This window comes from Massilia pseudoviolaceinigra (genome assembly GCF_030846505.1).
In the GTDB taxonomy this organism is placed as follows: Bacteria; Pseudomonadota; Gammaproteobacteria; order Burkholderiales; family Burkholderiaceae_D; genus Telluria_A; species Telluria_A violaceinigra.
Genome location: NZ_JAVCWL010000028.1, coordinates 89,463 through 102,481, shown reverse-complemented (window position 1 = coordinate 102,481; position 13,019 = coordinate 89,463). Strand labels below are relative to the sequence as shown.

Annotated in this window: 11 protein-coding genes; 5 read left to right on the top strand and 6 right to left on the bottom strand. The window is 66.3% G+C overall.

All coding sequences use genetic code 11. The annotated features are described in order from the left end of the window. Window positions 1–57: 57 nt before the first annotated feature. Entirely contained in the window at window positions 58–1,260 is a 1,203-nt protein-coding gene (locus RBA40_RS24440) for a serine hydrolase domain-containing protein (RefSeq protein WP_306650694.1), read from the bottom strand. 247 nt (window positions 1,261–1,507) lie between these two features. Here RBA40_RS24440 and RBA40_RS24435 point away from each other — a divergent pair, with 247 nt between their 5' ends. The 4 genes from RBA40_RS24435 to RBA40_RS24420 all read left to right on the top strand — a co-directional run bounded on the left by RBA40_RS24435 (window position 1,508) and on the right by RBA40_RS24420 (window position 5,905). Next, on the top strand, window positions 1,508–2,974 hold the full coding sequence (locus RBA40_RS24435; RefSeq protein ID WP_306650692.1) for a sigma-54-dependent transcriptional regulator: 1,467 nt from the start codon (window positions 1,508–1,510) through the stop codon (window positions 2,972–2,974). Window positions 2,975–3,033: 59 nt separating this feature from the next. Beyond that, window positions 3,034–3,723: a hypothetical protein gene (locus RBA40_RS24430; RefSeq protein WP_306650690.1), complete on the top strand. Its 690-nt coding sequence runs from the start codon at window positions 3,034–3,036 to the stop codon at window positions 3,721–3,723. Between the two features lie 101 nt (window positions 3,724–3,824). Further along, the gene (locus RBA40_RS24425; protein WP_306650688.1) at window positions 3,825–4,565 is read left to right on the top strand and encodes a response regulator; all 741 of its coding nucleotides are present in this window, start codon (window positions 3,825–3,827) and stop codon (window positions 4,563–4,565) included. Beyond that, window positions 4,532–5,905: an ATP-binding protein gene (locus tag RBA40_RS24420; protein WP_306650686.1), complete on the top strand. Its 1,374-nt coding sequence runs from the start codon at window positions 4,532–4,534 to the stop codon at window positions 5,903–5,905. The genes RBA40_RS24425 and RBA40_RS24420 overlap by 34 nt, the downstream gene beginning before the upstream one ends. Window positions 5,906–5,931: 26 nt before the next feature. On the opposite strand, the gene RBA40_RS24415 is transcribed toward RBA40_RS24420, so the two are convergent. From RBA40_RS24415 to RBA40_RS24400, 4 genes are all read right to left on the bottom strand, one after another. Then, window positions 5,932–7,008 carry a thioredoxin family protein gene (locus RBA40_RS24415; RefSeq protein WP_306650684.1) on the bottom strand — a complete coding sequence of 359 codons (1,077 nt, stop codon included), beginning with the start codon at window positions 7,006–7,008 and terminating at the stop codon, window positions 5,932–5,934. 20 nt (window positions 7,009–7,028) lie between these two features. Next, window positions 7,029–7,460, bottom strand: a complete 432-nt coding sequence (locus RBA40_RS24410; protein ID WP_306650682.1) for a cupin domain-containing protein — start codon at window positions 7,458–7,460, stop codon at window positions 7,029–7,031. Window positions 7,461–7,650: 190 nt separating this feature from the next. Beyond that, window positions 7,651–8,781, bottom strand: a complete 1,131-nt coding sequence (locus tag RBA40_RS24405) for a sensor histidine kinase (RefSeq protein ID WP_306650680.1) — start codon at window positions 8,779–8,781, stop codon at window positions 7,651–7,653. A 58-nt stretch (window positions 8,782–8,839) separates the two neighbouring features. Further along, a complete protein-coding gene (locus tag RBA40_RS24400; RefSeq protein ID WP_306650679.1) occupies window positions 8,840–9,850 on the bottom strand; it encodes a formylglycine-generating enzyme family protein in 1,011 nt (336 codons plus the stop codon). 221 nt (window positions 9,851–10,071) lie between these two features. On the opposite strand from RBA40_RS24400, the gene RBA40_RS24395 reads away from it, so the two are divergent. Then, window positions 10,072–10,815 (top strand): LytR/AlgR family response regulator transcription factor, encoded by a 744-nt coding sequence (locus RBA40_RS24395; protein WP_306650699.1) that lies wholly within the window; start codon window positions 10,072–10,074, stop codon window positions 10,813–10,815. Window positions 10,816–11,205: 390 nt separating this feature from the next. Here the strand turns inward: RBA40_RS24395 and RBA40_RS24390 are convergent, their stop codons facing one another. Next, window positions 11,206–12,840, bottom strand: a complete 1,635-nt coding sequence (locus tag RBA40_RS24390; protein ID WP_306650678.1) for an ATP-binding domain-containing protein — start codon at window positions 12,838–12,840, stop codon at window positions 11,206–11,208. Between the last annotated feature and the right edge of the window lie 179 nt (window positions 12,841–13,019).

Genomic DNA, 13,019 nt, shown 5'->3' with positions numbered 1-13,019 from the left:
TAAGCGGCATCTTAAGCGGATAGTTGCCTCTCCTGTACGGCCATCGGTTCTCCCCGGCTAACGATCAAGCGCCGACCAGATGGCCTTGAATTTCGTCATTGCGCGCGGTGAACTGTCCTCGTTCGCGTCGCCGAAATCGCTGTTCGTCAGGAAGATCTTTCCCGTCCCTCGTACCGGATCGAACGCCATGAACGTCGTCACGCCCGGATCGCTGCCCGAGTGCCCGATCTGCCCGTTGGCCTTGTGGCGCCAGAAGATGCCGCCATTCGGTTCGCCTTTTGGACTGCCGGCCGGAATGGCATCGTCGGCGAACTGCTTGTCGAACAGCAGCCGGAACGACGCTTTGCCGAGCAAGGCCGACTCGCCCCGGTACCCCTTGATCATTTCCACCAGGAAGATGGCCAGGTCGTCGGCGGAAGTGATCAGGCCGCCATCCGGATACGTGATGAGCGAATACAGCGGATATGCCTGTTTGCTGGTGTTGTACAGCCGGGCATGGCGCGCAGCGAGCCCCGCATCGATGGACCATCCCGTATGGCGCATGCCCAGCGGCTGGAAAATATGGGTCTGGCAGAACGCATCGAAGCGCTGTCCGCTCTTGAGTTCGACCAGATAGGCGGCCAGCGCCGCGCCGATGTTGGAATACTCGTAGGTGCTGCCGCTCGGCACCGCGCTGAAATTGCTCGCCTTGAAGTCGCGCCCGCCGGCCGCCAGGTAGTTCCGAAGAAAACCACCGAGCGACGCATCGGCCCGTCCCGGCACGGTGAACTCCTGTGTGAAACGCTTGAACAAGGGACTGCGGCGGTCCGAATAGGCGTTCAGGTAGTACGAGTGTCCGTAAGTCTCATCGTCGTCGACGATGCCCGAGGTATGCGTGACCAGATGCCTGATCGTGATCGGTCCGGCGTCCGCATGGGGATTGTCCACGCGAAAGGGCAGTACCGCATTGATCTCGGTATCGAGGGTGAAGTAACCCAGCTCGATCGCCTTGGCCAGCGCCACCCCCACGAAGGTCTTGCTGACCGAACCGACGTTTTGCACGGTATCGGTCCGGTACGGCCGCCTGGCGCCCAGGTCGGCGTAGCCGAAGCCGTGCCGGTACGTCACCCCATCCGTGTTGACGGTGGCCACCGCAAACCCGGGAAAGCCCGCGTCCCGATGCAGCGCCTGCAGCCGGGCGGTCAGCGCCTTGCCGTCCGGCTGCGCCTGCGCCACGGCGCAGCAGGCCAGCATGATGGCCAGTAGTACTCGTCGTCTCATTTGCATCCACCTTCTTGTTCAAGTAGCGCATTTTCACATTTCCTGTCAGGCCGTGCCGATGCGATTTGGCGTGACGCCGTTTCGGGGTGGCTCGGCCGCCGTGCGGTCATCGACGCGCATGGCGGTAGAATCGAGGCTGGCGCGCCGCAGGCGAACACCTCGGCGCCCGCTCCGGAACCTGCCCCCCCCTTGATACGCCCGATGACCAATTGCTCTTCCACCGTCCCGATGCCGGGCTAGCCCGCACGTGATCCATTCCCTCATCGACGCCGAAAACACCCTGGCCTCACCGGTCTGCGCGCTCGCCGGCCGTGCCGCGCAGCGGCTGGCGCTGACCATCCTGTGGCACCCGCAGCCGCAGCGTATCGGCGACCAGTTCATCGCCGCGCCGGGCAGCGGCGACATGGAGCTCAACCGCTTCGCGCCGCTGTTTTGCGGCCCCGCGGCCAGCGCCGCGCCGCTCGGCCACCGTCGCATCGCGCGCGATTCGTTGCGGCTGCGGCGCCATCGCGACCATGGCGTGAGCCTGCTGCTGCCGCAAAGCCGCATGCGGGTGGAATTGAACGGCGCCGTGCTGGCCGGCGCGGGCACGCGCTGCACAGCCGAACAGGTGGACGCGGGCCTGGTCATCGGCCTCGGTGGCGTGGTGCTGCTGTGCGTGCACTGGGTGGACCGCCTGCCGCAGCACAGCGCCATCGCCTCCGTGCGCGGGGTAAGCAGCGCCGCGACCCGCGTGCGTGAGCTGATCCGGCAGGTGTCCGCCACCGACCTGCCGGTGCTGCTGCTGGGCGAAGCCGGCAGCGGCAAGGAACTCGCCGCGCAGGCGATCCATCAAGCCAGCGCGCGCGGCCACGGCCCGATGGCGACGGTGAACATGGCGACCCTGGGCGAAACGCAGGCGGTGGCCGACCTGTTCGGCGCGCAAACGGGCGCCTTCGCGCGGGCCGGCGGCGGCACCCTGTTTCTCGACAAGATAGGCACGGCGCCGCGGGCGGTGCAGGCGATGCTGCTGCGCGTGCTGCAGACCGGCGAGTACCGCCCGCCCGGCGCGCGCGTGAAGGAGGCGGCGCGGGTGCGCCTGATCGGCGCCAGCGACCACGATCTGCAGCACGGCGGCTTTCATCAGGGCTTGCTGCGCCGCCTCGAAGCGCTGGTGGTGCACCTGCCGCCCCTGCGCGAGCGGCGCTGCGATATCGGTGTGCTGGCGCTGCATTTCATGCAGGCGTGGAGGGCGCGCACCGGCAGCGCCGCCGAACTGCCGCTGGCCTTCATCAGCCAGTTGTGCAACTACGACTGGCCCGGCAATGTGCGCCAGCTCGGCAGCGTGGTGCAGCGCGCCCTGAGCGCCGCGCAGGCGGGCGAGCCGCTGGCCTTCGATGCGCTGGTGCCGGGCGTGGCGGCTGGAGTGGCGAGCCGGCCGGCGCGCGTCAGGCTGGGCAAGGTGAGCGGACAGGCGGTGCTGGACGCGCTGGAGGCGAACGGCTGGCTGATCCGCAATGCGGCGCTGGCGCTGGGAGTGTCGCGCCCATCGATGTACAAGCTGATCGAGGCGCATCCCGCCATCCGCCAGGTCGACGCGATCGCACCGGCCGAGATCGAGGCGGCGCTGGCGGCCAGCGGCGGCGACGCCGGACGCTGCGCCGCCGCGCTCAAGACGCCCAGCGAAGCGCTACGGCGTTACCTGCGCCGGCGTGCCGCAGGCAAGGTGTCGTGAAGCGGGGATGGGGCGTTGGCGTAGAATGCTGCTTCGATAATTGAAATGGAAACATTGCCATGCGCACCCTTCCGCTCCTGTCCGCTCTCGTCCTGGCCACGGCCAGCCTGACGTCGTTCGCCGCACCGCCCGACATCAACGAACTTCCCGGGAATTACTTTCTGCAAGGGGTGAGGGAAGTCGGTTCGGAGCTCTGGCTGGGCAAGAACGGCAAATTCCAGTTCATGCTCATCTACGGCTCGCAAGACGATGGCACCGAGGGCGTCTGGGAGATCAAGAACGAGCTCATCGTACTCACGCCGGTAAAGAATCCGATGGTATTCCGCCTCGAGACCGACAGCGAGTTCAAGGCGAAGAAGGAACCCGGGGCCGGCACCTGGGTGGCGGTCGCCAGCACGGCGGACATTTTGTTGAAGAACATCGAAGTCAAGTTTGAAGCGGCGTCGGGCAAGAGCGCGGTGGCCAATACCAACCCAAGGAATGGCGAGGCGACCGTGACCATGCCGGCCGGCGAAGTCTGGGCCCGTACCGGCCTGCGCCGCAGTAACAGCCAGGAAGAGTGGCAATGGCTGGCGGTGACGCCCGAGCGCGCCAAAGCCCGCATCGCCGGTTTCCGCCTGACCAACCCCATCTCGGCCATGACCGCGTTCGAGTCGCTGGAATTGAAGGTGGGCAAGGATGGCCTGGTGGTCGCCGATGAAAAGTCCGCCCTGGCGGACGGCGTATACAAAAAAGCGAAAGCGCGCTGAGCGCACATGCCCGGCATCGGTTCAGCAATCAGGCTGGCACACCTGGCAGCACGGCGCACGCCGGCTCGCTGCCGCCACTAAGCCACCAAAGGAGAAAAAGCGTGGGAGAGACCGATCATGTCCTCATCGTGGACGACGACCGGGACATTCGTGAGTTGCTCAGTACCTATCTTGAAAAACAGGGCCTGTGCTGTACGGCGGTGGCCGACGGCCGCGAGATGCGGGCGGCACTTCAACGGTCGACGCCGGACGTCATCGTTCTCGACATCATGCTCCCTGGCGACGACGGGCTCGTCCTGTGCCGCGAAATCAGGGCGGGCAAGCACCGCGCCATTCCGATCCTGATGCTCACCGCGCGCGACGATGAAACCGATCGCGTTGTCGGCCTCGAGCTGGGCGCCGACGACTATATGGCCAAGCCGTTCGCGGCGCGCGAACTGCTGGCGCGCATCAGGGCGGTGCTGCGCCGCACGCGGATGCTTCCTCCCAACATGCAGGTGACCGAGTCGGCGCGCCTGATCGGCTTCGGAGCGTGGCGGCTCGACGTCGTGGCACGCCATCTGCTCGCCGATGACGATGTCGCGGTCGCGCTGAGCACTGCGGAATACCGGCTGCTGCGGGTCTTCCTCGACCATCCCCAACGTGTCCTGACACGCGATCAGTTGCTGGAGCTGACCCACGGCCACGATGCGCAGGCATTCGACCGCTCCATCGACATTCTTGTCAGCCGCCTGCGCCAGCGTCTGCGCGACGATCCGCGCGAGCCGCGCTACATCAAGACGCTGCGCAGCGAAGGGTATGTGCTGTCATGCCCGGTCACGCCGCTCGCGGGCGCGATGTGAGCCGCGTCATCGCCTTTCTGCGCAGGCTGGCGCCGGCCAGCCTGTTTGCGCGCCTGTCGTTCATTCTGCTGGCGGGACTGGCCGCGGCCCAGTTCCTTTCCGCCCATCTGACGATTGAAGAACGCAACGACGCGAGCATGGGGGCGATGATCGATTACGTCGAGTCCGACGTGCGCACCGCCGTTGCCCTGATCGACCGCTTGCCCCACACGGAGCGGGCGGCCTGGCTGCCGCGCCTTGCCCGCGGCGGCTACCGTTTTGTGTCCGGCACCGGCAGCGACGGGCCACCGGTTCGCGCGCCGCACTCGGCACGCTTGCTGGCGTCGGTCACGCGCGCGCTGACACCCGGCTACGCATTCACCGCGCGTGCGGTCGAAGGCGGACCCGAACGATTCCAGGTGCACGTGCAGCTGTCGGACGGGCAGCCGCTGACAATCGATTTCCGCCCGCGCCGCGGCCTGCCCCTTTCACCACGCCTGCCCTACATGCTGGCGGGGCAGCTGGCATTGGTCGCGCTGGCCTGCTGGCTGGCGGTACGGCTGGCAATGAAGCCGCTGCGTACTCTCGCCCAGGCCGCCGACGCGCTCGGGCCCGACCTGCGCCCGGTCCCGATGCCGGAACAAGGACCGTCGGAGGTCGTGCGCGCGGCCCGTGCCTTCAATGCCATGCAGCGGCGCATCGCCGCCTACGTCGACGAACGGCTGCGCATCCTGGCGGCGATATCGCACGATTTGCAAACGCCGATCACGCGCATGCGCCTGCGCGTCGACCTGATGGACGAATCGCCGCAGCAGCAACGCCTCATCGAGGATCTTCAGCAGCTCGAAGACCTGGCGCGGCAAGGGATCGGCTATGCGCGCGCCATGCACGGCCTGCTCGAGCCGGCGCGCGCGATCGACCCCAACGACCTGCTCGACGCCATCACGCTCGACTATCTCGACAGCGGCGCCGACGTCGTGTTCAACAGCCAGCCCGGCGAGCCGTTCGTCACGCGCCCCGGCGCCCTGCGCCGCGTCGTCACGAACCTGGTCGATAATTGCCTCAAGTATGCAGGCCAGGCACGGATCGTGATGGAGCGCTCCGGAGACGCGCTCATCATGATCCGGGTACTGGACCAGGGCCCGGGCATTCCGGACACGGCGCTGGAGGCGGTGTTCGAGCCGTTTTATCGGATCGAAAGCTCGCGCAGCCGCGACACCGGCGGCACTGGCCTGGGGCTTGCCATCGCACGCCAGCTGGCGCTCACGCTCGGGGGGGCACTGACCCTGCACAACCGCCCCGAAGGCGGCCTGGAAGCGCGGCTGGTGCTGCGCGCCCTGGAGTCGCCGCCCGCGCCATGACCGGGCAGGCGCGCTGCCGCTTGCCGTTATCCGAAGGTAAAGGCATACACGTCGGCCCCGCTGTCGAGGAAACGGATCTCGACGCGCCGCTGGCGTACGGTTCCGGACTGCCGGATCAGCTGGTAGAGGCGGGTGTCCGTGACGAGGCCGTTTCCGTCGGCATCGATGTCGGCCCCGTGGTCCGCGCCCGGAGCGCGGCCATCGATGCTGACCTTGATGCGCGCACGGCGCCCGGGTGCGCCGGCGCCCATCACAAGGTGCAGGTCACGGGCGCTGAACTGGTGGACAACGCCGCTTCCGGCTTGTGCGGCCACCGCGGATTCGGCATTCACGGTCCAGCGTCCGGACAGACCCCACTGGTTCAGGCCGAGTGAGCCGACCGAGTAGTCGTGCGGCACGCCGGAGCGGACCCGTTCAGGCGAGCGGAAGTTCGTGGCCCGGCTGTATCCGACATAGGTCTCGGCCGAATCGAGCTGGCGCAGGTCGGGCGCGAGCTGCTCGGCGGGCATGGGGGGAGCGACCAGCGTGGTATCGACCGGGCCGCCGCGCGCTTCTGCCAGCAGGGACTGGATCGCCCGCTCCAGCTTGTCGTATCCACCTTCCCCCAATTGGCGGTAGCGGATCTTGCCGTTCGCATCGACCAGATACCAGGCGGGCCAGGCGCGGTTGCCCCAGGCCTGCCAGATACGATGGTCACTGTCGACCGCAACGGGAAAATCGATCTGGAAGCGCGCGACGGCGGCACTCACGTTGGTCAGGTCCTCTTCAAACTTGAACTCGGGGGTATGCACCCCCACCACGGCCAGGCCCTGCCCCCGATACTTGTCGGCCCAGGCGCGCACATACGGCACGGTGCGGATGCAGTTGATGCAGGAATAGGTCCAGAAATCGACCAGCACCACCTTGCCGCGCAGTTGTGCCGGCGTCAGCGGCGCGCTGTTGAGCCACGTGAGCGCGCCGTCGAAACCCGGCATGGCGCCCTGTACCGGCAAGTTGCTGCTGTAGGGCCCGGCGTTGGCGGCACGGCTGCCGGCCGGCATCGAGAGTGTCGCCACGCCGAGCGTGACGGCGATTGCGAGCGCGGCCATGGAATATCGGTTCATGTTGCTTCCTTGGCAGAATCTTATTTATCGAGAACGACGATGGGTTTGTTCTTTTCCACCAGGTAGGTTGCCAGTTCCGCGCTCACGCCGGCCGCGACATTCTTCGCCGAATGCATGGCGCCGGCCGGAATGTACAGCGACTCGCCGGCCTGGAGCCGGATGGTCTCGCCATTCATCTCGTACTCGACCGTGCCGCTGAGGACGTAGGCGATTTCAACGCCAGGGTGGGCGTGTTTCGGGAACGAGGCGCCGGGTGCGAAATCGACGCGCACCTGGATCGCTTCCCGTTTGCTGTCGAACTCGTGGCGTACGGTTTCCGTGCGGGCGATGCCGTTGGGACCGAACTTTTGTGCGCTTGCGGCCGACGACAGCAAGCCGGCTCCCGCCATCAGCATGATGCCTGCTGCGGTTCGTACAAGCGATTTGGCGGTGCGGATTCGAATTGCGTTCATATGTTCTCCTGTGAGTTAGCGTTGTCGTGGCCCGCCGGGATGGCAAGCTGGGTCAACGAGGACTCATTAGACCGCGCCGGTGTTTCGGTGCGATGTCGGGAATGCGCCTGAAATCGCGGTCAACGTTTCCAAACGGGTACTGGAAACAATGCGACACAAAAGAACTTGCCGGGTGCTCCGTGGACGCTGGTCAGGAGGCTGGACCCGGGGCCTTCGCGGTTTCCTGGGCTGCCGGCCGGAACGGCAAGGTCATCGTCGCCCGGGTTCCTGGCGCCAGTGGCTCGATGACCAGTGCCGCCCTTGCGGCGAAACGGGTTTCCAGGCGCGTGCGGATATTGATCAGCGCCACGCCGTTGCCGTCGCGCATGCTGCGGCGCGCGTGGCCGATGCCGATGCCATCGTCGTCGACCACGATCTCCAGCGCGCCATCGCGCACGCTGGCGCTGAGACTGACATGGCCGCCTTCGAGCCTGGGGCCGACGCCGTGGTGCACCGCATTTTCGACCAGCGGCTGCAACAGCAGCGGCGGCAGCAGGGCTTGCCGCAAGGTCTCGTCCGCCTCGATGGAGAAGGTCAGGCGGCTTCCCATGCGGATCTGCATCAGCAGCAGATAGTTATGGGCGGTTTCCAGCTCCGCTCCCAGCGTGCTGTCGCTGGCGCGCATCTGCCCGAGACTGGCGCGCAGGTAATCGGTGAACGTTTCGAGCATCAGCTGGGCGCGCGGTGCGTCGGTGGCGATCAGGCTCTGGACGTTGGCAAGGGTGTTGAACAGGAAGTGCGGCTCGATCTGCGCCTGCAGCATGCGCAACTGCGATTCGGCGGCCTGCTGCGCCAGGGCTTTTTCCTTGGCCCGGAACTGCCACCAGACCCAGTTGGCTGCCAAAATCAGCGCTGCGAAGATGGCGAACTTGAGCTGCACCATGGGTGCGCCCGACAGTTTTTTCCACATGTCGTAGGCGTAGAGTTGTCCCAGCACCACGTAGCCGGCGCGCACGCCCAGCGCCGCGCCCGCGAACAGGATCGCGCTCATCAGTGCGAGCGGGCGCCAGTCGGGTCCTGCTGACAGGGCGCTTAGCCACGCCTGCGGCAGCAGCCATTCGCAGACGCGCATGAGCAGCAACATGGCGGCAGCGGCGCAGATGCCGAGCAAGAGGTTGTTGGTGAGCGAACTGGTCCACCAGCTCATCTCGGCCTTCGCCATCAGGAAGACCGAGGCCAGCATCAGCACCAGCGCCACCGCGAGCGCCAGCGCGGCGCCGACCACCAGGCGCGCCCAGAGGGGCTCCTCGCGCCGCTTTTTCAAGATCAAAAAACTGCGCAAGGCCTGCTTCAATGTGTGGCGAATATCCATGGGAAAATAGTGTAGCAGCTTCGCTGGCTCATCCTTTCGGGCGCGGGATGTCGGCAATCGCGGCGCGGCGCGCGCGTTCGGCCTGCTGCGCCTGCGCCAGTTCCAGATCGAAGGGACTCGGTTTGGTCTCGGCGGGCGCCGGCGCAACGATATCTTCGGCCACCCGGAAGCCTTCCAGCGCGCCGATGAAATCGGGCGGCATGGCGCCGCGGTGGCTGGCGTGAAAGCCGCGCCAGTGCCAGCTGCCGCCGCGCAGGGAGCGCGCCTTGCACTGTGGATCGGCCCAGGCGCTGCCGTCGGTGGGGGCGCCGGCGTAGGTGTCGTGCTCGCAGTCCTGGACGAACTCCGCGATATTGCCGAGCGTGTCGTGCAAGCCGAAGGCGTTCGGCTCGTACATGCCGACGATGCTGGCGTAGCCCGCCTTGTCGTCGCAGGGCATCACGCCCACGTGCTCGCGCGATTCGAGCCCGTCGAAGTCGCGCCGGATCGCCGCCTCGGCGGAGCGGTCGGCCAGGTTGGCGTAGCGGCAGGCCTGGGTTTCCTCATTGCCGAAAAAGTAGCGGCCGCTGCCGCCGGCGCGGCTCGCGTATTCCCATTCGGCTTCGCTCGGCAGGCGGTATTTCTTGCCGGTTTCCTTGGCCAGCCACTTCACGTAGGCGTCGGCGCCATTCCAGCCGATGCAGGTGGCCGGTTCGAACTTGCTGAGCGAGTGCAGGGTGGCGGCGTCGACGAACTCGTTGGGCACGCTGGCGAACCAGCGCTTCGACGCCATTTGCAGGCACATGCGCGGCGCCTTGTATTTGGTCGCTTCGGCGAAGCGCTGGAATTCGGCCGCCGTGACTTCGTATTTGCCGATCCTGAAGGCCTTGAGCGTCACGCTGTGCACCGGCTGGGTATTGGCGGCGCGCGCGCTGCCCATCATGAATTGGCCAGCCTTGATGGTGACCATCTGCGGCTCGATCGGCGCCAGATCGGGCGCCGCCAGCGCGTCGATCGGGAACAGGGAAAGGGAAGCGGCCAGCGTGCGTCGGATGAACATGGAATGCCTGCGTGTGGTTGGGGTGGCCGCAGGATGGCAGGCGGCGCCGGCCAGCACAGCCGCCGGGCGACGGATCGACAAGCGCAACGACGAATCGACAAACGTGGCGACGAACGGGAGGCCGCCCGTCGCACCGTGCGTCGATTCGTCGCATGGTGCTGGCGATGGCGCGCCCGACGCCACTACAATGGCGCCATGACTTCTTCTCTATCGCCTATCCCATGCGCGCCCTGATCGCCGACGACGAACCGCATCTGGCGCTTTACCTGCGCCAGCAGCTGGCCATGCTGTGGCCGGAACTGGAGATCGTGCAGGTGGCCGTGAACGGCGTCGAGGCGGCGCACGGCATTGCTACCTTGCAACCGGAGCTGGCCTTTCTCGATATCCAGATGCCGGGACTGACCGGACTGGAGGTGGCGCAGGGCATCGAAGGGCCGACCAGGGTCGTCTTCGTGACGGCCTACGACAGCCATGCGGTCGAAGCGTTCGAGCATGCGGCGCTCGATTACATCCTCAAACCGGTGAAAACGGAGCGCCTGGCGCGCACGCTGGAGCGCATCCGGGCCGCCTGTGCGCCAGCGGAGGACGATGCCCGGCTGTCACGCGCGCTGGCGCGCCTGCTGGCCACGCCCGCGCAGCCGCGCCTGCGCTATATCCGCGCCGGACAGGGGGAATTGACGTTCCTGATCGCGGTGGAGGACGTGCTGTTCTTCCACGCCGACGACAAATACACGGTGGTGGCGACCAAGGCGGGCGAACACCTGATCCGCACGCCGCTCACCGAACTGGCGGCGCAGCTCGACCCGGAGCTGTTCTGGCAGGTGCACCGTTCCACCCTGGTCAACCTGGCGTTCCTGGACGGCACCCGGCGCGATGAGAGCGGGCGCCTGTTTTTACGGATCAGGGGCCACCAGCGCGAGCTGCCGGTCAGCCGCGCCTTCGTGCACCTGTTCAAGGCGATGTAGGGCGGTGCCGCGTCCGGCGGCCGTCTTACGGCGGCCTTGTCGGCTCACACATCGGCACGGACGTCTCCTTCGGGGCGTGCGTGCAAAAATTGCGCTTGGGCGTAAAGGCCGTGAAACAGGCGCTGGTCGACACCAGCATGGCCGCCATCGCCAGCGCGCTATTTGTGATACGGTTTTTTGGCGTACTGCTTCTCCCGTGTAGTTGCGCGGTTCAGTGATGCACATGCAGGCATGCGCCACGACACTACAGGAGGGCGGGCCGCACGGCTGCCCATGCATTGCAAGCGGCCGCGCAGCTGCCGGCTTGGGCAGTGAAAACTATATCATAAAGAACAACTTGTTGTGAAAATGAACATAATTTCCCGCAATAGCGCTTGCGCGGCGCTGGCGTCAGATCCGGTCCAGCAACTGCTGCTCGGCGCGCTCGCTGAGCACCAGCACGAGCTTGAGCCTGGCGCGGGTCATCCCCACGAATAGCTTGCGCAACACCAGTTCGTCGATCCGGGCGAAATCGATCTCGGTGAAGATCACCGCGGGCGCGGACTGGCCCTTGAAGCGGTACACCGATTCGGCCAGCAAGCCGCCGTCCCGGTAGATCGGATTGCCGAACAGGTCGTACTGGCCGGTGAACGATTTGAGCGTGTGGGCGTCGCTGAGTTTGTCGAGCCGGAGGATGGCCGACTTTTCGCGTCCGCGAAACGATGCGATGGCAATATCGTGCCGGGCGAACCCGGCGCCAAGGCACAAGGTGACCGCGCGCCGCGTCTGCGCCAGCATGGCTTCGGTGTCGCCCTCGGGATACATCAGTTCCTCGATGTCGGCGCCTTTGAACGGGCTGCCGGCTTCCACCGGCGGATGCACCGCGCCGATCGAGGCCAGCATGTCGACGATCTGGCGCGGGCTGCGAAAATTGGTGTCGGAATGCAGCTTGACCCAGCCCGGCAGCGGCACCGCGGGGCGGCCGTACAGGTTCTGGTTGGGGTCTTCCAGCCAGATGGCGCGGCCATCGTCCTTGAGCATGCGCAGCAGGATGTCGCGCCAGGCAAGCGAGAAATCCTGCCCCTCGTCGACGATCAGCACATCGTATTTCCAGGTTTCCGGCAGCTCGGCGCCGGCCATGCGCGCTTCGATCTCGTCCCACACGCCGGGCGCGGCGTAGTTGGGGATGTGGCCCTGGGCGCGCAGGAATGCGTCGCTGAGCATGTGGAAGGTGGCGACGCGTCCGCCGGGAGGGACCAGCCGCTCGATGTGATCGGCCAGGGGCCGGTTGTAGCACACGTACAGGGGCGACAGGCCGGCATCGATGGCGGCGGCGTATTCGGCCAGTGCCAGCTGGGTCTTGCCGCTGCCGGCGGTGCCGACCACGCGCAGCCGGAACGGGGTGAATTCCAGCCGCCGTGCCCAGGTGGCCAGGCCGCCGGACAGGCGCGTGACCATGGCGGCGGCATTGCCGATCATGGCGCTGGGATCGGGGCGCAAGCTGAGCATGTTGCCGAGAAAACGCGTCACCTTCTCGAACTGCTCGCCAGGGGCGGTATCGGTCATGGGCAGGATGTCGCGGATCACTTTCGCCAGCCGGTCCTTGTTGGTGGCGTCGATGATGTGGCGCGGGTCGATGCCCGCCAGGTGCGGGTTGCGCACGATGTAATCGGGGCAGTACAGCAGGTAATCGATGGATAGCTCGCCGCCGAAGCGTTCCGTGAGGCCCTTGATGGAGCGCATCAGGTGGTTGGCGACCTTGCGCGGCTTGCCCTCGTAATGCTTGACCAGGCCATCGGCCGTTTCGTTCAGCAGGCCCGATTTCTGCTCGATCAGCAGCACCCGTCCGCTGGGCGCGACGATGATGAAATCGATCTCGCCAAAGGCGGAAAAGCCATTCTCGACGTTGGTCCAGTGCACGCCGTGGTAGATGCGGTAGGGCGCATCGGCCAGTCTCGTCTCGAGATAGCTCAGCGTGTCGATCTCGCGCACGGCGGTGCCGGTGACCGCCATCTCTTGCCAGCCGGTAGGATGAATGTGGGCCATGGGATCGGGGCGCGCGCGCCGTGGTGGTTAAAACAATATTGTAAACGCTGTACGGGGAAAGACCGCACGCTTGCCATGTCGTCCGGCGCGCCCGGGTTACGTGGGCGCGCCGCTGCCAGCCGTTGTCAAGCCGCCGCGTCGCCAGGCGCCTACTATTTTGTTAACGATGCGGCGTTCAC

Bases quoted from the DNA above. Each gene is read 5' to 3' on its own strand.
- RBA40_RS24440 (WP_306650694.1), bottom strand. From the start codon at position 1,260: ATGAGACGACGAGTACTACTGGCCATCATGCTGGCCTGCTGCGCCGTG.
- RBA40_RS24430 (WP_306650690.1), top strand. From the start codon at position 3,034: ATGCGCACCCTTCCGCTCCTGTCCGCTCTCGTCCTGGCCACGGCCAGC.
- RBA40_RS24420 (WP_306650686.1), top strand. From the start codon at position 4,532: ATGCCCGGTCACGCCGCTCGCGGGCGCGATGTGAGCCGCGTCATCGCC.
- RBA40_RS24415 (WP_306650684.1), bottom strand. From the start codon at position 7,008: ATGAACCGATATTCCATGGCCGCGCTCGCAATCGCCGTCACGCTCGGC.
- RBA40_RS24410 (WP_306650682.1), bottom strand. From the start codon at position 7,460: ATGAACGCAATTCGAATCCGCACCGCCAAATCGCTTGTACGAACCGCA.
- RBA40_RS24400 (WP_306650679.1), bottom strand. From the start codon at position 9,850: ATGTTCATCCGACGCACGCTGGCCGCTTCCCTTTCCCTGTTCCCGATC.
- RBA40_RS24395 (WP_306650699.1), top strand. From the start codon at position 10,072: ATGCGCGCCCTGATCGCCGACGACGAACCGCATCTGGCGCTTTACCTG.
- RBA40_RS24390 (WP_306650678.1), bottom strand. From the start codon at position 12,840: ATGGCCCACATTCATCCTACCGGCTGGCAAGAGATGGCGGTCACCGGC.